Below are 20049 nucleotides of genomic sequence, written 5' to 3'. Positions count from 1 at the left end.
TGGGGCAGGTTCCCCTCCGGGGACGGGTGATCCTCCGGGGACAGGTGCCCACTCGGGGACGGGTGCCCCTGCTGGGGCAGGTTCCCCTCCGGGGACGGGTGATCCTCCGGGGACAGGTGCCCACTCGGGGACGGGTGACCCTGCTGGGGCAGATTCCCCTCCGGGGGCGGGTGATCCTCCGGGGACAGGTGCCCACTCGGGGACGGGTGACCCTGCTGGGGCAGATTCCCCTGCGGGGGTGAAGCCCTCTTCAGGGGCGGGTGACCCTTCAGGGGCAGGTGACCCCTCAGGGGCAAGGGCTCCCCCGAGGACGGATAGCCCTTCAGGGGCAGGTGCCCCTTCAGGGGTGCCGCCCCGTTCGGAAGTGGGGGGCTCTTTCGGGGCTGGTGGTTCTCGTGGGGGGCTGGGTTCTCCGGGGGTGGGGCCGCTGGGAGCGGTCTCGTGTCCGGGGGCGTGCCCGCCCCTCCGTCCGGCGGCACGCCGGGCCTTGTTCTCGGTCCCGCGCACACCGCGCCCGGTGGCGGCTTCGCGGGCGAGGAGGAGGGCCAGGTGGTTGGACTCGGTGCCGCCGGTGGCGGCGAGGGTTTCGAGGGTGGAGGCGGCGGGGGCCTGGTCCCAGGAGTCGAAGGAGGGGTTGAGGGCGGCGGTGGCGAGGGCGAGGGGCGGGCAGTGGAGGTGGGGGTCGGCGGTGCCTTCGGCGAGGGCCTGGACGAGGGTGCGGAAGGCTTCGTGGGGGCCGGTGCCAGCGGCGGCTCGTATGCGGGCGGTGGCGGTGTCGGGGCCGCCGGTGGGGAGGGGTCCGGCCCGGGTGGTGGCGCCGTGGGCGAGGGTGGTGTCGGGGAGGGGGCGGAGGGCGTGGGGCCCTTGGGTGCCGCCGGTGAGGGGTGGGAGGTGGGTGTCGGCCACGGGCAAGGCGGGGTCCCTTTTCGGGTCTGCTGTGGGCGGGCGCGGGCAGGCAGTAACTGCATCAAGTTACTGGCGCCGCACACTCGGTGACCGGGGTCCGGAAGGCTTTCGCCCGATGGTGGTATGCCGTGGGGCGGCGGCGAGTTGAGTCTGCTAATGGGGTGCGGGGCGGACTTCGGGCGCGGCTTCGACTAATCTGCACCCCATGGCCATGAACTTTCTCGCTCTCGACGTAGGGCCGCTGAAGCCCGAGCCCGCGCCGCTCATCCTCGGGGCTGTCCTCTTCTTCATCCTTTTCGCCTTCATGGCGAAGGTGCTGCTGCCCCGGATCAACAAGGTCCTCGTGGAGCGCGAGGAGGCCACCGACGGGCGTCTCGACGAGGCGGAGGCGACGCGCGCGGAGGCTGCGCGGATCCACGCCGAGTACCAGGAGCTGCTGGCGGAGGCGCGGCACGAGGCCGCGCGGCTGCGGCAGGAGTCGGTGGAGCAGGGCACCGCGATCATCGCGGAGCTGCGTGCCGAGGGCCAGCGTCAGCGCGAGGAGATCATCTCCGCCGGGCACGCCGTGATCGACGCGGAGCGGGCGGTCGCGGAGGCCGAGCTGCGGGAGCAGGTCGGTGTGCTGGCGACGGAGCTGGCGGGCCGGATCGTCGGCGAGTCGGTCGCGGAGCACGCGCGGGAGACCGGTGTGGTCGACCGTTTCATGGAGGAGCTGCGGACGGCCGAGCCGTCGGACGTGGTGGGCGACAAGCGCGACTGACGCGGTGCGGCGCGGGTGCGCCGCCGTGGAGTGTGCCGAGGCTCCCGTGACCCTTGAGGGTCACGGGAGCCTCGTTGTGTTTGCGGCCCCTACGGGCGGGCGGTCCGGACGGCCAGGGCGCGGCGGAGGTCGTCGAGCTGGTCGACGAGTTTGCGGCGGAGTGCGGGGGTGAGGCCGGCGGTGCGCAGGCATTCCTCGCCGAGGCGGAGGGTGTCGGGGTCGACGAAGGGGAGGGGGAAGCCGTGGCGGCCGACGGCGTCGGCGAGGGCCGCGCCGCGGCGGGTGGCGAGTACGGTGGCGTCGGTGTAATAGCGGTCGCGGTAGGGGCGTACGAGGTCGAGCTGTTCGGGCTGCCAGAAGCCTTGGGCGGTGGCGATGAAGAGGTAGTTGGAGAGGTCGTCGCGGTCGTACATGGCCTGCCAGGCGGCCTTTTTCGCGGCGGGGTCGGGGAGGGCGGCGTGGCAGCGGGCGGCGCCTTCGCGGCCGGTGGCGCTGGGGTCGCGGGCGAGTTCGGCGTCGATGTCGGCGGGGGTGGTGGCGCCGAGGACGGCGAGGCGGGTGAGGGTGCGCCAGCGGAGTTCGGGGTCGAGGGCGGGTCCGCCGGGGACGGTGCCGTGGTGGAGCCAGTCCCGGAGGGTGTCGGGGGTGGTGGCACTGTCGATGAGGGTGCGTACAGCGGTGAGGCGGAGGCCTTGGGTGTCGGGTCCGGTGTGCTCGTCGGTGGTGCGGTCGAGCAGGTCGTGGCAGAGCTCGGTGAGGGTGGCGAGGGCGATGGGGCGGGCGGTGGGGTCGGTGTAGCGGTCGGCGATCTCGCGGCGGGCGAAGGTGAGGACGCTCCGGGCGATGGAGGTGTCGGTCTCGTGCGGGAGGTGGGCGCGGGCGGCGTCGAGGTAGGCGGCGGGGGCGAGTTCGGCGTCGCGGACCATGTCGCGGGCGGCGTTCCAGACGACGGCGCGGCCGAGGGCGTCGGGGAGGCCGGAGAGGGTGTGCAGGGCGGTGTTCCAGGAGGTGGGGTCGAGGCGGACCTTGGCGTAGGTGAGGTCGCCGTCGTTGAGGAGGAGCAGGGCGGGGCGGGGGCCGGGATGGGTGTGGGTGTGGTGGCCGCCGCCCGCGGGGAGGTCGGTGGCGATGCGGTCGCGAAGGACGAGGGTGCCGGGTTCGTGGGGGTGGTGGTCGTAGAGGCCGATGGTGAGGTGGTGGGGGCGGGTGCCGTCGTGGTGGAGGTCGGCCTGCCAGGTGTCGGGGTTGTCGTCGGGGGTGGTGAGGGTGGGGATGAGGGTGTCGACGCCGCTGGTGCGGAGCCAGCTTTCGGCCCAGGTGTGGACGTCGCGGCCGGAGGCGCGGGCGAGTGAGTCGATGAAGTCGGCGAGGGTGGCGTTGCCGAAGCGGTGGCGGGTGAAGTGGTCGTTGATGCCGGCGAGGAAGTCCTTCTCGCCGAGCCAGGCGACGAGTTGGCGGAGGGCGGAGGCGCCCTTGGAGTAGGAGATGCCGTCGAAGTTGAGGAGGGCGGAGGCGGTGTCGGTGACGTCGCCGGGGGTGGGGGCGACGGGGTGGGTGGAGGGGCGCTGGTCGGCGTCGTAGCCCCAGCCCTTGCGGGCACAGGCGAATTCCGTCCAGGCGCCGTCGAACCGGGTGGCGTCGGCGAGGACCTGGTAGCCCATGTACTCGGCGAACGACTCGTTGAGCCAGATGTCGTCCCACCAGCGGAGGGTGACGAGGTCGCCGAACCACATGTGGGCCATTTCGTGGGCGATGGTCACTCCACGGGTCTGGCGTTCGGTGTCGGTGACGGCGGAGCGGAAGACGTATTCGTCGCGGAAGGTGACGAGGCCGGGGTTCTCCATGGCGCCGGCGTTGAATTCGGGGACGAAGGCCTGGTCGTAGGAGTCGAAGGGGTAGGGCTCGTCGAAGATCTCGTGGAAGCGGTCGAAGGAGCGGCGGGTGATGTCGAGGATTTCCTCGGCGTCGGCGTCGAGGTGGGGGGCGAGGGAGCGGCGGCAGTGCAGGGCGAAGGGCAGGCCCGCGTGTTCGGTGTGTACGGAGTGCCAGGGGCCTGCGGCGAAGGCGACGAAGTAGGTGCTCAGGGGTGGGGTGGTGGCGAGTCGCCAGTGTCCTTCGCCGTGGTGGGTGGCGATGCTGTTGCCGAGGACGGTCCAGGTGGGGGGTGCGGTGACGGTGACGTCGAAGAGGGCCTTGAGGTCGGGCTGGTCGAAGGCGGCGAAGATGCGCTGGACGTCTTCGAGGAAGGCCTGGCTGTAGAGGTAGGTCTCGCCGTCGGCGGGGTCGGTGAAGCGGTGCATGCCCTCGCCGGTGCGGGAGTAGCGCATGTCGGCCTCGACGCGGAGTTCGTGGGCGCCCTGGGTGAGGCCGGTGAGGGGGAGGCGGTTGTCGTCGAGGGTGGTGGGGTCGAGGGGGTGTCCGTCGAGGGTGGCCCGGTGGAGGGTGGCGGGGCGGAGTTCGACGAAGGTGTCGCCCGCGGTGCGTGTGGAGAAGTGGATGACGGTGGTGGAGCCGAAGGTCTCGTCGCCGTGGGTGAGGTCGAGGTCGACTTCGTAGCGGTGGACGTCGAGGAGGTGGGCTCGGGTCCGGGCTTCTTCGCGTGTCAGTGCGGGCATGGGGATCATCGTGCCGCAACGCTGGCGCTGTGCCGAAGTGGTTTGCGGGCGCTGTGCTCCTGGGCTCGCCCTGCCTCCGGGGTTGCTCCCCGGCCCCCGCCCACGACCACCCACCGGGGCTCGCGCCCCCGGCCCCTCCTGCGGCGCTTGCTGGGGCTGCGCCCCGGGTCCTTGTCCGTGTCACCTGCTGAGAGTGCCGCCCGGCTCCTTGCCCGCGGCCGCCCCTGTGGGGCTGCGTCCCGTCCCCCACTTGCGGCGCCGTCTCCACCTGCGGCGGGCCTTCCCCCACCCCGCCCCTTCCCGGAACCGGGGCTGCGCCCCGGGCCCCGCAACACGGCTTCGCCGCGTTGTCCTCAAACGCCGGACGGGCTGGATTTGCGGACCGTGGCTCTTCGGCCTGCGGCCCGCAGGCTGCGGACAACGCCCGCACATCCAGCCCGTCCGGCGTTTGAGGACGCGGCCGCAGGCCGCCCCCGCCGCAGGCGGCAGACGGGGGTCACAGGGGGCGCCCCCTGGGTGAGAAAGCGCCCCCGGGAACCTATGCGCGGGCGATCGTCTCGTGGTGGCGGATCACTTCCGCGATGATGAAGTTGAGGAACTTCTCCGCGAAGGCGGGATCCAGTTTGGCGTTGGTGGCCAGTTCGCGCAGCCGCGCGATCTGGCGGGCCTCGCGGGCGGGGTCGGCGGGGGGCAGTTTGTGGGCGGCCTTGAGGTGGCCGACCTGCTGGGTGCATTTGAACCGCTCGGCGAGCATGTGGATCACTGCGGCGTCGATGTTGTCGATGCTGTCGCGCAGCCGTCCCAGCTCGGCGCTGACGGACTCGTCGTTGGCACTGTCACTCATGCTCCCCGACCCTATGCGGAAGAACGAGGTCCGATGACCGGAGGGTGCTCCGGATCGGGGACGCGGTCGCTCCAGCCGCCGGGTACGGTGCGGCCCTGCCGCTGGCGGAAGCGGACGGGGGCGGTGCCGACCCTTCGGGTGAAGAGCCTGCTGAAGTAGGCGGGGTCGTCGTAGCCGACGCGCCGGGCGACGGCGGCTATGGGCAGTTCGGTGGCGGCGAGGAGTTCCTTGGCGCGGCCGAGGCGGATGTGCAGGAGGTAGTCCTTGGGGCTGCAGCCGGCGCCGCGGCGGACGGCGGTGCGCAGTTCGGTGGGGGTCATGCCGTGGCGGGCGGCGTGCTGGGCGACGGAGAGGGGCAGGAAGGCGTCGCGGGCGAGGGCCGCCAGGACGGGGTCGGTGCCGGGTCCGGTGTCGGCGCGGGCGCGGCGGAGGGCGACGAGGAGTTCGTGGACGGCGGCGGAGGTCTCGAGTTCGAGGAGGGGGTTGCCGCGGCGGGCGGCGCGGACGATGCGGCCGATGGCGGCGCGGGCGTCGACGGTGTCGGTGAGGGGGACGAGGGGGCGGTGGGGTTCGATGCAGCCGAGTTCGGTGTAGGCGGCGACGGCGGGGCCGGTGAAGTCGACGAAGCTCTCGTCCCAGCCGGTGCCGGCGGCGGCCCCGTAGTGGTGGGGGGTGCCGGGGGTGAGCCAGATGAGGGCGGGGGCGGTGACGGGGTGGGTGCGGCCGTCGGGGGTGCGGAGCCAGCCGGTGCCGGCGCTGATGACGACGGCGACGTGGTGGTCGAGGGTGCGGGGGCCGACGGGGGGCAGTGCGCCGTGCTGGAGTCCGACGCCGAGGCAGACGAGTCCGAGTCGGTGGTGGGCCGGGCCGGGGGTGAAGTACCTCATCCATGCGCGATACATGTGTCCGGGCCTCCCGCCGTGTCGGCTTCGTCCAGGACTGATCTTCGTGGATGGGGTGTCCGGCCGCCAGTGGGCCGGATGGTTCGCGTGGGCGGACGGTGGCCGTGGGCGGACGGTGCCCGTGGGCGGACGGCGGCCCCGTTCCCCGCTGATCACCGGCCGATGACGGTGACCAACGGGGCGGGGCCGGTGGGGCCTACGTGCCGATCTCGTGGACGGTGAAGGCGTCCAGGGTGAATTCCGCGGTGCCGTTGTCGCCGGTCTTGCGCAGGCCCACCCAGGTGTCGCCGGTGGGTGGTGCGGTGAACTCGTAGCTGTGGGTGGCGGGTTCGGTGGCCTGCGGCAGGGGTGTGCGCCGGATCTCCCGGGTTCCGGGTGTGTCGACGGCGGTGATCCAGGCGTACTGTCCGGCGGTCTCGTTCTCGTAGCGGAAGGTCACCCGGTAGCGGTGTCCGGGGGTGAAGCGCGCCGTGTGCGGGACGGTGCGGTAGACGACTCCTTCGTTTTCGCCGCGCGATTTGAGGGACTGGGTACCGTCGATGACGTCGTCGACGGCCTTGTGGTTCCAGCCGCGTTGCGTGTAGGGGGCGTGCCGTCGGGCGATGTGGGTGCGGGGGTCGGTGGTGCCGCCCGCGTCGCCTTTGACGAAGGGTCCCCACCCTTGGGGGACGTGTTCGAAGTCCTCGTGGAGCAGGGCGTCTTGGTGGAGCGGAGCGTCCTCGGTCCGGGGTCGTGGGCTGCGGACGACGCGTATGTTGTCGAACCGGATGCGTGCGCCGCCCGCGGCGGCGGTGAGGGCGAGGGTCGTGGGGCCGCCCGTGGCGGGCACGGTGAAGCGGGTGGTCATCCACTGGAAGCGGGTGCCGTGTTTGCGGTCGGCGGCGATGTGGTTGACGGCTGTGGAGGTGTCCGTCCAGTTGACGGCGGTGATGCCGTCGGCGGTGCGGATCTCCAGGGCGGCCCGGCGGCGCTCCCCCGCGGTGGCGCCGACCTCGACCTGGACGGAGGCGGCGTAGTCGCCGGGGGTGAGGCGGGTGAGGCGCTGGCTGACGGAGGCGGGGCCTCCGGCGCCGATGACGAGTTCGTGGTCGCCGAGGGGGCTGAGGGTGACGGTGGCGGGTCCGGTGACGTGCCGGCCGTCGAGGGTGCCGGAGTGGAAGCCGGGGTCGTGGAGGGGGGTGCCCTCGCCCCAGTCGGGGTCGGTTCGGCCGTGGGCGGTGTCCCGGGTCCGGGTCCGGGTGAGGACGTAGGGCTGTCCGGCGGCCGCGTCGATGGTGATCCTCCCGTCCCGTACGGGGAGTTCCCGGGGGTCGGTGCGGCCCTGGTCGGTGAGGCGGTGGAGGACGGCGGTGCGTTGCCGGGACCAGCCGCGCGGCAGGGTCCACCGGGTGCGGCCGCCCCGGGGGTTGTAGTGGTAGAGCTTGGCGGGGTCGGTGGCCTCGCGGGGTTCCCAGGGCAGGAGGTAGGTGCCGTCGTCGTAGACGGTGCGGCCGTCGGTGGTGATGCGGCGGGTGCCGGTCGTGTCAGCCGTGCCGGTGACGGTGGTGCGGGTGGGTCCGGCGAAGGTGATCCGGTGGTCTTCCCAGGTGTGGATCGGGAACGCCTGCAAGTACTTGGCGGGAAGGTTTTCGGTCCAGAGCTGCCGGTAGAAGGGGGCCCAGTCGGTCTTGCCCTGCCAGCCTTCGAAGGTGCCGAGTTTCGCGGTGCCCAGGAGGGGCCATTTGTCGGCGAAGACGTCCTTCTGGTGGTGGCGGATGAAGCGGATCAGCCGGGAGTTGATGCCGCGTGAGGTGTCGGGCCCGTAGTCGGTCTCGTTGGCCCAGTGCGACCAGAGGCTGGAGCGTTCCAGCCCGTGTCCCCATTCGGTGGTGATCTGCCAGCCCTGTGCGCGCAGTTCGCGTTGGAGCCGGTCGGAGGTCCAGCCGGATTCGCGGAAGACGTCGATGTAGAGGGTGGTGAGTGCGGGGTCGGTCTCGTCGCGGAGCTGCCGGAAGCGGCGGGCGATGTCGCCGGAGAGGAGGTCGCGGCGGGCGTCGATGCGGTAGGACTGGTCGAGCCAGTCCCACTGTCTGTCGTTCTTGTCGACGAGTGTCTCGGAGAAGGCGTGCGCGACGGGGTAGGACTCGGTGGTGTTGACGTGGACGGCGAAGTCGCTGTTCCACTTCTTTCCGGCGCGCAGGAGCGTGTTGAGGTCGTCGAGTCCCCCGGCGCGTTCGTTGTAGTTGCCTCCGTAGTCGGGGTGCGCGGAGTCGTGGCCCTCGGACTGGTAGCCCTTGAGGAGGGTGAACTGGCGTAGTCCGTCGGTGGCCAGGGCGATGCGTTTGACGTGGTCGAGGGTGGCCAGGAACGGGTTGGTGGCCTGGCTGGCGAAGTTGAAAGGGATGTGCGGGACGACGCGGAGGTGCTGTTCGTCGGCGCCGGGCGGGTCGGTCATGATGTCGCGGAAGGCGATCGCCGCGTCCTGCCAGTCCGCCCGTCCGTCGCCGTTGCGGTCGCGGGTGACGACGACGGTCGCGTACGGCAGCGGCTCGGTGTCCCCGGTGGCCGCCCCGGCGGCGCGGTGGGTCCACTGGCCGCAGGCGAGCCGGGTCTCGGTGCGGGTCCCGCGCCGGAGGGTCTGCCACCACAGGCGGCCGTTCTCCCAGGCGGTGGCCGCGTCGGGCCGGTCGTACACGGTGTTGGTCTCGATGGCGGCGGCGAGTTCGCCGGTGCTGACGACGGCGTAGGCGCAGCCGGTCGGGGCGGTGTCGGCGGGGGTGCCGGGCGCGGGGTGTACGAGGGTGTCGCCGTTCTTGTTCTTGTCGAGCTGGACGCGGGCGGCGAGGAGGGCGGCCCCGGGCTGGGTGCTGCGGACGCTCAGCAGGGCGAGCCCGGGGAGTTGCAGGGTGCCGATGCGCAGGTCGGGGGTGTCGGCGATGCGGGTGACGCGCCAGTGGACGAGCCAGGCGTCGACGTGGATCTCGATGTCGACGCGGGCGCCGCCGGTGAGGGTGAGGGTGTAGCGGGCGCGGTCGGCCCGGATGGTGGCGGTGACGGCGGGGGTGTGGGCGGTGCCGTCGACGAGGAGTGTGGTGGCGGGTTCGTCCTGTCCGTGCAGGACGGCGCCGGTGGTGCGGTCGGTGTACGAGACGATCCGGGGGAAGGCGGTGTCGACGCGGACGTCGAGCGCGGTGGAGCGCAGGACGGCTTCCCCTGTCGCGGCGTGCGCGGTGCCGCCGGTGAGGGCGGTGGTGGTGACGAGGGCAGTGGCGGCGGTAGCAGTGGCGGTGAGGACGACGGCCCGCCGGGTGGGGCCGGGGTCCGCCGGGTGGGGCTGCGGGCTGGCGGGGTTCATGGTGCCGCTCTCCCTTCCGCGCCGGTCCGTGCGGCCGCGCACGGCGTCACCTTGCGGTGCGTGCGGTGCGGACGACCATGGACAAAGGGGCGGCGGGTATTGGACTATCGGCCGCCGGGCGGCAGGATTCGACCATGATTGCGAAACTTCTGAGCACGGTGATCGACTGTCCTGATCCTGCCGGTCTGGCCGCCTTCTACGCGGGAATCCTCGGCGGCCGGGTGGACGACGGCGATCCGGAGTGGGTGGAGCTGTACGCGCCGGACGGGCGCCGGTTCTCCTTCCAGAAGGTGGCCGGTCACCGGCCGCCGCGGTGGCCGGATCCGGAGCATCCGCAGCAGTTCCACCTCGACTTCGAGGTGGACACGATCGCGGACGTGGAGCGGGCGCAGCGTGAGGTGGAGGCGCTGGGGGCGGTGTTCCTGCACGACAGTGGCGGGAAGGTGCGCGGGTTCCGGGTGTTCGCGGATCCTGCGGGGCATCCGTTCTGTCTGTGTTACGGGCAGTCCTGACCTTTTGGTTCGGTGCGGCCGCGGTGGGTGCGCGGCCGCGTGTCCCGTCCCCTTCCGCCGCATGTCCCGTCCCTTCCGGGTGTTGTTCGTTCATCAGGGGCCGCCGTAAGGGGTGTTGAATCCCCCTACCTCTGTGGCGCATGTTGCGTATGTGACGCCTGTGGCGCACGCGAAGCGATTGCCTGATGTGATCTGGGACACGCATAGATTTGGATGAACGACGAAGCGTTGCGTCCGTCCCCCCTCTCGCGCCCCCTATGCCCGGATGTTCCACACGGTCAGTTAAAGCGGATGCGGTAACTCCTGTTCCTCCGGAATTCATTGATCATCGGTCTGGCGTCGCTTTGTTGATCTCCCGTAACCTGTCGAGCAACTTCCAGGGTGTCGTAACTGAAGGAAGTGCGATGGAGTACATTCCAGCTCGGATCGCAAGAGAATCTCCTATCGACGACGGACTTGCTCGTATTCAGGAACGGCTGCACGAAGACTTAACTCCGATCAGCGTTCGCGTCCCCTCATGCACAGCGCCTCTTCATTCGGGCATCCAGCCCTCGGCCGCATATATCGCACGGCATTTCACATCCGGTCCGACAATCTCGATCTCCGCGGCGCGGAGTCCGGAGACCGGGCCGCGAAAAACCGGTCCGGTGCGAACTGCCGGGCGCCGGACGACACCGCTCGTCCCGGCCTCCGGGGTCTCCCGTCGCACGACAGGACGGAAGCGATGACCACGGAAGCGAAGATCGACGACTGGCTGAGCGACTACATCACCCAGCCGCACGACCGCCTCGGACGCGGCGGGGCCGTCTGCCCGTTCGTGCTGCCGTCACAACGGGCCGGATCGCTGGAGATACGGGTGTGCGCGGCCGGCCCGGACCCCAGTGTCGCGAGTATCGCGAAAACGATCCTCGAGGGGCTCGACACCTACGATCTGATCGACTGGAAGGGCGCGAACCCGGCGCTGCGGAGCCTGCTGGTGGCCCTGCCCGATCTGGAGCCGTCCGAGTGCCGTCTGCTCGACGACGCGCACCGGGAGGTCAAGCCGACGGCGGTGCACCGGGGCATGATGATCGGGCAGTTCCACCCGCTGTGCGAGGAGCCGGCCATCAGGAATCCCGGTTTTCCTGTCAGCCGCTCACCGGTGCCGCTGGTGGCGATACGCCCCATGGCCCTGCACGACATCCTTTTCCTCAACAATCAGAAGGAATGGTTCCTGGAGTACCGTCGGCGTTTCGGCGGTTACTACAAACCCGGCAGGGATTCCATGGAGCCGTTGTTCACCGAACTGTTCCAACGTGCATGTACAGCACACGGTGTCGACGCATGAGCGGTGATACCGGCTATCTGGGATTCAGCAGAGCGGATCTCGACCGGGAGTACTCGCCCAGTTCCGTCGTCCCCAGCCTGCCGCTCCACCTGCGCGAGTACGCCGAACTCAGCGCCGCCGCGCGGGAAAAGCACCGACCGCTCTCCGGCCTCCGTTACGGTTCGTCTCCCGAGGCGCGGCTCGACCTGTTTCCCGTGGCGGCACCGGCGGGCGGCGCGTCGGCTCTCCAGGTCTTCGTGCACGGCGGTTACTGGCAGGAGGTCACGAAAGAGGAATCCGCTTTCGCGGCCCCGGACTTCATCGCCGCGGGCACGGCGTTCGCGGCGCTCGACTACGGACTGGCGCCCGCGTACTCCCTCGACGGCATCGTCGCCATGGTGGGTGAGGCCGTGGCCTGGCTCCATGCCAACGCCGCCCGCTTCGGGATCGATCCACGGCGCATCCATCTCAGTGGGAGCTCCGCGGGCGCGCAGCTGGTGGCGATGGCACTCGTCCGGGACGAGGCACGGCGGATCGCGGGCGCCACTCTGCTGAGCGGCGTCTACGACCTGGAGCCCCTGCGGCACACCTATGTGAACGACGTCCTGGGGCTGGATGCCGACGCCGCACTGCGCAACAGCCCGGTCCACCACCTGCCGAAGCGGCTTCCGCCGGTCGTCATCGCGCGCGGCGGGGGCGAGACGGGGGAGTTCGTCCGCCAGCACGACACCATGGCCGCGCTGCTCCGGCAGCGCGCCGTGGTCACCGAGCTCACCTGCCCGGCGCGGAACCACTTCGACCTCCCCTACGACCTGGGGAATCCGCGCACCGCGCTCGGCAGGGCCGTGCTCGCGCAGATACAGGCATCGCAGACACAGGCAGCGCAGATACAGGCATCCGACACCGCGTCCACCGAGGAGGGATGACGTGCCCACGAACACCCAGCAGTCCGGAACGCAGCCCGGAACACAGTCCGGAAGCGGGGGGTGCCCGTACGCGTCCGGCGAACAGCAGGTCCCACCGGGCAGCACCCCCTATGCGGCGTACGCCTGCATGGACACCTTGCTGTCGCTGCAGCATCCCCGGACCGACGCGGAGACCGAGCCCGGCTTCATCATCCTGAGCCAGGTCAAGGAACTGCTGTTCAAGCTGCTGCACACGGAATTCGGCACCGCTCGCGGCCACTTGGCGGCGGACCGTGTCGACGACGCGCTCTGGACGCTGCGCCGCGCCGGCCGCGTGCAGCAGACGCTGCTGTCCTGCTGGGACGCGTTCAGTGCCCTGTCGCCGGGGGAGTTCGCCTCGTTCCGGGATGTGCTCGGTACCGCGTCCGGGTTCCAGTCCGTCATGTACCGCAAGCTCGAGTTCCTGCTCGGGAACAAGAACCCGCAGCTGGTGGAGCCGCACCGGGACACGGCGAAGTACGGCGAGGTGCTGGCCCAGTTGCGTGAGCCGAGCCTCTACGACGAGGCCGTCCGGCTGCTGGCCCGGCGCGGCCTGGACATCCCGCCGGAGCACACAGACCGGGACGTCTCGCTGCCGTACCGGCCGGACGGGAAGGTCGCGGCGGCCTGGCGCCTGATATACGAGCAGCCCACCCGGTACCGCGATCTGTTCCTGCTCGCCGAGGCGCTCACGGACACGGCCGACGCGTTCGCGCGCTGGCGCTACACCCACCTGCTGACCGTGCAACGGATGCTGGGCGACAAGCCGGGCACCGGCGGTACCGAGGGATCGAGCTGGCTCGGCGCCATCGCGGAGCACCGGTTCTTCCCCGAACTCTGGTCGATCAGGTCCGCCCTGTGAGCGGCGGAGGTACGGCGGACACGAGGGCGCGGGCCACGGCGGAAGGCCGCACGGCCGAGGAACTGGATGCCGCCGATCCACTGCGGGAGTTCCGGCGCGAGTTCGTCTGCGACGACCCGGAGACGGTCTATCTCGACGGGAACTCGCTCGGCCGGCTGCCGGCCGCCACGGCCGACTTCCTGGGCCGGACCGTACGGGACGGCTGGGGCGGCGGGCTGGTGGAGTCCTGGGAGACGTGGATCGGCTGGAGCCGGCGCCTCGGCGACCGGCTCGCGGCCCACACCCTGGGCGCCGGGCCGGGTGAGGTGGTGCTCTCCGACTCCACGTCGGTGAACCTGTACAAGCTGGCCGCCGCCGCGCTGGACGCCAGGCCGGGGCGCGGGACGATCCTGGCCGACGCCGACGACTTCCCCACCAACCGCTACATCCTGCAGGGCCTCGCCGAGCAGCGGGGGCTCCGTCTGGTGACGCTGCGCTCCGATCCCGACCACGGGCTCGGCCTGGACGTGCTGGGCGAGGCGCTCGGCGACGACGTCGCGCTCGTGGTGCTGTCGCTCGTCTCGTACCGCTCCGGGGCGCTCCTCGACATGGCGGCGGTCAACGGCGCCGCCGAGCAGGCCGGGGCACTCGTCCTCTGGGATCTCAGCCACGCGGCCGGGGTGGTCCCCGTGCGGCTCGGCGCGACCGGGGCGGACCTGGCCGTGGGGGCCACGTACAAGTACCTGAACGGCGGCCCGGGTTCGCCCGCCTTCCTGTATGTGCGGAAGGACCTCCAGCGGCGGCTCCGGCAGCCGGTCTGGGGGTGGTACGGACAGCGTGACCAGTTCGGGATGGGTGAGACGTACGAACCGGTGGGCGACATCGACCGGTTCCTGGTGGGCACTCCCCCGTTGCTCTCGCTGGCCGCGGTCCAGCCCGCCCTGGACGTCGTCGAGCGGGTGCCGATCGGTCTTCTGCGGGAGAAGTCGGTGCGGCTCGGCGAGTTCGCGGTCGGGCTGGCCGACGAGTGGCTGGCGCCGCACGGCTTCCGGCTCGCGTCCCCGCGCGACCCGGCCCGGCGTGGCGCGCACATCGCGCTGGCCCACCCCGAGGCGTCGCTCGTCTGCCGGGCGCTCCGTTCGGAGATGAAGGTGATCTGCGACTTCCGGCCCCCGGACCGGCTGCGGATCGGGCTCGCTCCGCTCTACACCCGCTTCACCGACGTCCGGGACGGCCTCGACCGCCTGCGTGCCCTCGTCGAGAACCGCGACTACGCACAACTGCCCGTCGCGACAACCCGCGTGACCTGAGAGGAATGATCAGTGACTGCCGAGAGCCCACTGACGAAGGACGACCTGGTCGGCATCCTGTTCGGCGGAGGCGCGTTCCAGATGCTGAACGCCGGCTGCGAGCTGGGGCTGTTCAGGCTGCTGCAGAAGCAGCCCGCGCTGTCCCCGGCGCAGGTGGCCGAGGAACTGGGCCTGGCCGCTCGGCCGGTGCAGATCCTGCTGCTGGGCACGACCGCCCTCGGCCTGACCGTCCGGACGGACGGCCGCTACCGCAACGGCGAGCTGGTCGACGGGCTGTTCCGGGAAGGCGCCTGGGACGTCATCGAGGACCTCGTCGAGTTCCAGCAGAAGGTCACCGGCCCCGCGAGCCTCGACTTCGCGGCGTCCCTCCGGCAGAACACCAACGTCGGCCTGCGGCACATCCCCGGCGACGCCGACGACCTCTACCAGCGGCTGGCCGGCGACCCCGGACTGGAGCAGCTCTTCTACCGCTGCATGAAGTCCTGGTCGACGCTGTCGAACCCGATCCTGGTGGAGAACGCCGACCTCTCCGGGGTCGGGAACGTCCTCGACGTCGGCGGCGGTGACGGCGTGAACTCGATCGCGCTCGCCGCCGCCAACCCCGGTGTCTCGTTCACCGTGTTCGACCTGCCCGGGGCCGTGGCCATCGCGCGGGACAAGATCCGGCACCGGGGTCTGAGCGACCGCATCGGCGTCGCCGAGGGCGACATGTTCGCCGATGCCTTCCCGGAGGGCCACGACTGCCTGCTGTTCGCCAACCAGCTCGTCATCTGGTCCCCCGAGGAGAACCGCCTCCTGCTGCGCAAGGCCTACGAGGCGCTCCCGGACGGCGGACGGGTCCTGATCTTCAGCGCCATGTCCGACGAGACCGGCGACGGCCCGCTGTACGCGGCCCTCGACAACGTCTACTTCGCCACGCTCCCGACGGGCAGCAGCATGATCTACCACTGGGCGCAGTACGAGGAGTGGCTGACCGACGCCGGATTCTCCGAGGTGGTGCGGCTCCCCGGGAAGACGTGGACGCCGCACGGCGTGATCGCCGCCAGGAAATGAGCGACGGCCTCGCACAAAGACGGCCTCGCACGAGCCTCACACGAAAGGAGTGACATGATCGATATTGGCCTGGCCTTCTTCCCCGATGTCGACGAGCGCGACCGGGGCGCGGCCGAGTATTTCGCGCGGTGCCTCGACTTCGTCGAACTCGGGGACCGGCTCGGATTCCAGCACGTACGCATCGTCGAGCACTACTTCCGCAGATACGGCGGGTACTCCCCCAACCCCATCGTCTTCCTCTCGGCGGCCGCCCAGCGGAGCCGCCGGATGAAGCTGATCACGGGTGCGGTGCTGCCCGCCTTCAATCATCCGCTCAAACTGGCCGGTGAGATCGGGATGCTCGACGCCCTCTCGGGCGGGCGCGCCGAGATAGGGTTCGCGCGGGCCTTCCTCCCGCACGAGTTCCAGCGGTTCGGCGTCGACATGGACGAGAGCCGGGCCCGTTTCGACGAGGGCGTGAAGGTCGTCCGGGATCTCCTGGCCCACGAGGACGTGGCCCACCACGGCCGCTTCCACCGCTTCCCGCCGACCACGTCCCTTCCCCGGCCCACGCAGCGCCCCCACCCGCCGTTCTGGATCGCCGCGCTGTCCTCGGCGGAGAGCTTCCGGCTCGCCGGTGAGCTGGGCTTCGGCATCATGGCCCAGCCGGTGGTCCCCGACGCGCTCCGCACGAACCTCGACGTCTACCGGAGCGCGTGGAAGGAGGCCGGGCACCCCGGCGACGGCCGCGTCATGCTCGCGTTCCACATGCTGTGCGCGCCGGACGGGGAAGAGGCGCGCGCCATCGCCCGCGAGCCGGTCGACCGCTATCTCCGGATGCTGGCGGAAGCCGCGGGCGAATGGACCGACGGTGTGCGCAGTGCCGATTATCCCGGCTACGAGAAGATGATCGAAAAGCTGCGCCAGGACGATTTCGACCGGCTCCGCGAGCGCGGCTCCGCGCTCGTCGGCTCCCCCGACGAGATCACCGAGATGCTGCTCGACTACCACGCGACGTGCGGGGGGTTCGAAGCGGCCAGCGTTCAGTTCTACTTCTCGGACATCGATCCCGGGCTCGCGCGCAGCTCGCTCGAACTGTTCGCGACGCAGGTCATGCCAAGGATCAAGCAGGCCTAGCCTGCGACCTTTTGGGAGGGTGGTCGTGTCAGAAATCCGAAGTGACTTCATCACCGATTACGACAGTCTTGCCGATCAATGGTGGGATCCACGAGGACCGCTCGCCCCGCTGGGCTGGATCGCGCGGGCCCGCGCCGAATTCATCCCCGCGCCCCGGAACGAACAGGCGAGTCTGCTGGATGTCGCCTGCGGGGGCGGCCTGTTCGGCCCGCACCTGTCCGGCAAGGGCTACCGCCTGGTCGGCGTGGACCTGTCGGCCATGTCGCTCCGCGAGGCTCTCCGCCACGGCTTCGACGAGGTCGTCCAGGCCGATATCACCGATCTCCCCTTCGAGGACGAGTCGTTCGACGTCGTCACGGCGGGGCAGTGCCTCGAACACGTACCGGACCCCTTCGCGGTGGTGAAGGAGCTGTGCCGGGTCCTGCGCCCCGGGGGCACCCTGGTCGTCGACACCATCGCCGACACCACGCTGGCCAGGGTGGTGTCCATCACGCTCGCGGAGAACATCCCCTTCCCGGGCCATCCGCCCCGCGGCACGCACGACCACCGTCTCTTCGTCAACCGGGAGCGGCTGGTCCGGACCGCGCGGTCGCATGGTGTGGAGCTCGATCTGCTCGGTCTGCGCCCGCATTTCGGCGACATGCTGCGCTTCTTCGCCCGGCGTCTCGACGAGGTCCGCATGGTGCCCGTCAAGTCCACCGACCTGCTCTACCTGGGGGTGGGGACGAAATGGTGACGACCGCTCAACAGCCGCCGGTCCGGATCACCTTGCGGGACCTGTGGGTCGGTGCCCGGCCGAAGACCATGCCCGCGACCTGGGCACCGCTCGTGATGGGACTGGCGATCGCCCACTCGCTCGGCCCGGTCGACTGGTGGCGCGCCGTACTGACCGTGCTGTTCCTCCTCGGCTTCGTCATCGGCACGAACTTCTGCAACGACTACAGCGACGGCATCCGGGGAACCGACAGCAACCGGGTCGGGCCCGTCCGCCTCGTCGGCTCCGGGCAGGTGTCGCCCCGGCAGGTCCTGCGCGTCGGCATGGTCTGCTACGCGGTCATGGCCGCGGCCGGGGTGATCCTGGCCGCGACGGTCTCGTGGTGGATGCTCGCGGTCACGGTGTTCTGCGGGCTGGGCGGCTGGTACTACACCGGCGGCTCCAAGCCCTACGGCTACCGGGGGCTCGGCGAGGTCAGCGTCTTCGTCCACCACGGCCCGATCTTCGTGTGCGTCACGGCCGGCGTCCAGCTCGGCCGCGTGCCCTGGCTCGCGCTCGCGGCCTCGGTCCCCGCGGGTCTGCTCTGCTGCGCGCTGCTGGTGACCAACAACCTCCGGGACATCGAGACCGACGCCGCGGCCGGGAAGATCACCCTGGCGGTGCGGCTGGGCGAGCCGCGCACCCGCGCCCTCTACGCGTGCGTCGTCGGCGTCGCCTTCGCCTCCGCCCTGGCCCTGGCCCCGGCCCGCCCCTGGGCGCTCCTCGTGCTCGCCGCCCTCCCGTTCGCCGTCGCACCGCTGCGCCGCGTGCTGGGCAGGGCCCGCGGAACCGACCTGATCCCGGCCCTGGAACACACCTGCCTGCTGCTGTTCGCCTTCGGGACCCTGCTCGCGATCGGCCTGGCCGTATGACCCCCGAGGGGAGGGCACCCATGACGCCCGATCACGAAGTCGCCGTCATCGGCGCCGGGTTCGCCGGCATCGGCTCGGCGATCGGTCTGCTCCGGGCCGGCATCGACGACTTCGTGGTCCTGGACCAGCAGGACGACGTCGGCGGCACCTGGCACACCAACAAGTATCCCGGCATCGCCGTGGACATCTCCGCGTTCAACTACTCGTTCGCCTCCGAACCGGTCGCGTCGTGGTCCCGGGTCTTCCCGCCCGGAGCGGAGCTGAAGGCGTACGCGGACCACTGCGTCGACAAGTACGGCATCCGGCCCCACCTGCGGCTGAACGCGAAAGTCCTGCGGACCGAGTACGACACGTCGGAGCACCTGTGGCGGATCTTCCTGGGCGACGGCACGTCGACGACGGCGCGGTTCGTCATCTGTGCCACCGGCTGGCTCACCAAGCCGAAGACGCCCGACATCAAGGGACTCGACCGGTTCGAGGGCGAGGTCGTGCACACCGCGGCCTGGGACCCGTCCATGGACCTGGCCGGCCGGCGCGTGGGGCTGATCGGCACCGGCGCGTCGGCGGTGCAGGTCGTTCCGGCGATCGCCGCCGAGGTGAAGCGGCTCCATGTCTACCAGCGCACCCCGATATGGCTGCTGCCGAAGCTGGATTTCGCGATCCCCGACGCGGCCCGGCGGCTGTTCAGGGCCGCTCCGTGGACGCAGCGGACGATCCGGCTGCTCACGGACGCGATGACGGAGATCAGCTTCGTGATCGCCATGACGCACAACCGCCAGTTCCCCTTCCTGGTGAAGGGCGGCGAGGCGCTGTCCCGGCTCTATCTGCGCAGCCAGGTCGGGGGCGACCGCGCGCTGATGGAGAAGCTCACCCCCACGTACGCGCTGGGCTGCAAGCGCCCGTCGCTGGCCAAGGACTACTGGCGTTCCTTCACCCGCGACAACGTCGAGCTCGTCACCGAGGGCATCGAGGAGATCACCGAGACCGGTATCCGCACGGCGGACGGCGCGGAGCACGAGCTCGATGTGCTGGTGCTGGCCACCGGATTCCACGTCCTGGAGAACCTGCCTCCCTTCCCGATGCACGGGAGCGGCGGCCGTGAACTCCGGGAGTTCTGGCGGACCGAACGGTTCCAGGCCTACGAGGGCAGTTCGGTCAAGGGCTTCCCGAACCTGTGGTTCATCGTGGGGCCGTACTCCTTCACCGGCGGCTCCTGGTTCGGCGCCATCGACTACCAGGTCACCCACGCCCTGCGGGTCATCAAGGAGGCCCGGCGGCGGCGGGCCACGGAGGCGGTGATCCGGCCGGAGAAGCACGACGAGTCGTTCCGGACGATGCTGCGCCGGCAGCGGAACACCATCTTCGCGAACGACAGGTGCGGAGGGGCGAACAGCTACTACTTCGACGGGCACGGTGACGCCCCGGCCGTCCGCCCGGCCACGACGTACGAGTCGGCCTGGCGGGCCAGGCATTTCGACCTCGACGACTACCGCTACGACCGAGCCCGGTCCGGCCATGCCGGCTGACGGCCGGAGAACCGACCCTGGAGGCCGCTGTGGTGCGATTCGCTGATGTACGGGGAAGGGACCGCTCGCTGTGCGTCTTCTACGGGCTGTTCACCGTCGCCGGCTTCGTCGTCATGGGCTGGATGGCCGTCGCGTATGTGCTGGAACCCCATGACGGTGGTCCGGTCGGCGTCGTCCGGGACTTCCTGCACGACGCCACGACGAATCTGGCGTCCCAGTTCGTCTACGCGGACCTGACGCTCGTCTGGATCGCCCTGGCGGGGTTCATGATCGCGGAGGCGCGGCGGCTCGGCATCCGGTACGTCTGGGCGTACATCATCGGTGCCCCGGTACTGGCGCTGTGCGTGAGCTTCACGCTCTTCATGCTCGTCCGCCAGCTGAAGAAGACGGCCGCCGCGCCGAGTGGTGAGAGGCCGCGGGTCGCCGTCCGCTGACATCCCGGCGGACGGCCGGG

General features: G+C 70.8%; 16 protein-coding genes and 1 pseudogene. 12 read left to right on the top strand and 5 right to left on the bottom strand.

The features are described 5' to 3' along the window. Positions 1 to 423: 423 nt before the first annotated feature. Positions 424 to 906, bottom strand: a pseudogene (locus ACWD4A_RS03080) (aspartate aminotransferase family protein); the annotation flags it as partial. 205 nt (positions 907 to 1111) lie between these two features. On the opposite strand from ACWD4A_RS03080, the gene atpF reads away from it, so the two are divergent. Beyond that, positions 1112 to 1666: a F0F1 ATP synthase subunit B gene (gene atpF, locus ACWD4A_RS03075; protein WP_451188666.1), complete on the top strand. Its 555-nt coding sequence runs from the start codon at positions 1112 to 1114 to the stop codon at positions 1664 to 1666. A gap of 89 nt (positions 1667 to 1755) precedes the next feature. Here the strand turns inward: atpF and pepN are convergent, their stop codons facing one another. The 4 genes from pepN to ACWD4A_RS03055 all read right to left on the bottom strand — a co-directional run bounded on the left by pepN (position 1756) and on the right by ACWD4A_RS03055 (position 9361). After that, on the bottom strand, positions 1756 to 4281 hold the full coding sequence (pepN, locus tag ACWD4A_RS03070) for an aminopeptidase N (RefSeq protein ID WP_451188663.1): 2526 nt from the start codon (positions 4279 to 4281) through the stop codon (positions 1756 to 1758). 538 nt (positions 4282 to 4819) lie between these two features. Continuing rightward, positions 4820 to 5125, bottom strand: a complete 306-nt coding sequence (locus tag ACWD4A_RS03065; RefSeq protein WP_451188660.1) for a chorismate mutase — start codon at positions 5123 to 5125, stop codon at positions 4820 to 4822. An 11-nt stretch (positions 5126 to 5136) separates the two neighbouring features. After that, positions 5137 to 6027, bottom strand: coding sequence for a helix-turn-helix domain-containing protein (locus ACWD4A_RS03060; RefSeq protein ID WP_451188657.1), 891 nt, complete (start codon positions 6025 to 6027; stop codon positions 5137 to 5139). Positions 6028 to 6223: 196 nt separating this feature from the next. Then, the gene (locus ACWD4A_RS03055; RefSeq protein WP_451188654.1) at positions 6224 to 9361 is read right to left on the bottom strand and encodes an endo-alpha-N-acetylgalactosaminidase family protein; all 3138 of its coding nucleotides are present in this window, start codon (positions 9359 to 9361) and stop codon (positions 6224 to 6226) included. 134 nt (positions 9362 to 9495) lie between these two features. Between ACWD4A_RS03055 and ACWD4A_RS03050 the strand changes: the two genes are divergently transcribed. From ACWD4A_RS03050 to ACWD4A_RS03000, 11 genes are all read left to right on the top strand, one after another. Then, entirely contained in the window at positions 9496 to 9873 is a 378-nt protein-coding gene (locus tag ACWD4A_RS03050; RefSeq protein WP_451188651.1) for a VOC family protein, read from the top strand. 724 nt (positions 9874 to 10597) lie between these two features. Further along, positions 10598 to 11200: a DUF6875 domain-containing protein gene (locus ACWD4A_RS03045; RefSeq protein WP_451188647.1), complete on the top strand. Its 603-nt coding sequence runs from the start codon at positions 10598 to 10600 to the stop codon at positions 11198 to 11200. Next, a complete protein-coding gene (locus ACWD4A_RS03040) occupies positions 11197 to 12105 on the top strand; it encodes an alpha/beta hydrolase (RefSeq protein ID WP_451188644.1) in 909 nt (302 codons plus the stop codon). Before ACWD4A_RS03045 ends, ACWD4A_RS03040 begins: the two co-directional genes overlap by 4 nt. Position 12106: 1 nt before the next feature. Then, positions 12107 to 12985 carry a tryptophan 2,3-dioxygenase gene (locus ACWD4A_RS03035; RefSeq protein ID WP_451188641.1) on the top strand — a complete coding sequence of 293 codons (879 nt, stop codon included), beginning with the start codon at positions 12107 to 12109 and terminating at the stop codon, positions 12983 to 12985. Continuing rightward, positions 12982 to 14274: a kynureninase gene (locus ACWD4A_RS03030; protein WP_451188638.1), complete on the top strand. Its 1293-nt coding sequence runs from the start codon at positions 12982 to 12984 to the stop codon at positions 14272 to 14274. Before ACWD4A_RS03035 ends, ACWD4A_RS03030 begins: the two co-directional genes overlap by 4 nt. A gap of 12 nt (positions 14275 to 14286) precedes the next feature. Then, complete coding sequence (locus tag ACWD4A_RS03025; protein WP_451188635.1) at positions 14287 to 15327, top strand: methyltransferase; 1041 nt, start codon at positions 14287 to 14289, stop codon at positions 15325 to 15327. A 54-nt stretch (positions 15328 to 15381) separates the two neighbouring features. Then, positions 15382 to 16443 carry an LLM class flavin-dependent oxidoreductase gene (locus ACWD4A_RS03020; protein ID WP_451188632.1) on the top strand — a complete coding sequence of 354 codons (1062 nt, stop codon included), beginning with the start codon at positions 15382 to 15384 and terminating at the stop codon, positions 16441 to 16443. Between the two features lie 25 nt (positions 16444 to 16468). Continuing rightward, a complete protein-coding gene (gene ubiG, locus ACWD4A_RS03015; protein ID WP_451188629.1) occupies positions 16469 to 17179 on the top strand; it encodes a bifunctional 2-polyprenyl-6-hydroxyphenol methylase/3-demethylubiquinol 3-O-methyltransferase UbiG in 711 nt (236 codons plus the stop codon). Continuing rightward, positions 17173 to 18069 carry a 1,4-dihydroxy-2-naphthoate polyprenyltransferase gene (locus ACWD4A_RS03010; RefSeq protein ID WP_451188626.1) on the top strand — a complete coding sequence of 299 codons (897 nt, stop codon included), beginning with the start codon at positions 17173 to 17175 and terminating at the stop codon, positions 18067 to 18069. Before ubiG ends, ACWD4A_RS03010 begins: the two co-directional genes overlap by 7 nt. Positions 18070 to 18089: 20 nt before the next feature. Further along, a complete protein-coding gene (locus ACWD4A_RS03005) occupies positions 18090 to 19595 on the top strand; it encodes a flavin-containing monooxygenase (RefSeq protein ID WP_451188623.1) in 1506 nt (501 codons plus the stop codon). A gap of 32 nt (positions 19596 to 19627) precedes the next feature. Then, positions 19628 to 20029 carry a DUF2834 domain-containing protein gene (locus ACWD4A_RS03000; protein ID WP_451188620.1) on the top strand — a complete coding sequence of 134 codons (402 nt, stop codon included), beginning with the start codon at positions 19628 to 19630 and terminating at the stop codon, positions 20027 to 20029. Positions 20030 to 20049 lie beyond the last annotated feature (20 nt).

It is taken from the genome of Streptomyces sp. NPDC002537 (assembly GCF_053594975.1).
Note: the sequence above shows the minus strand (reverse complement) of the source record. Positions and strands in the feature narration are given on the sequence as shown.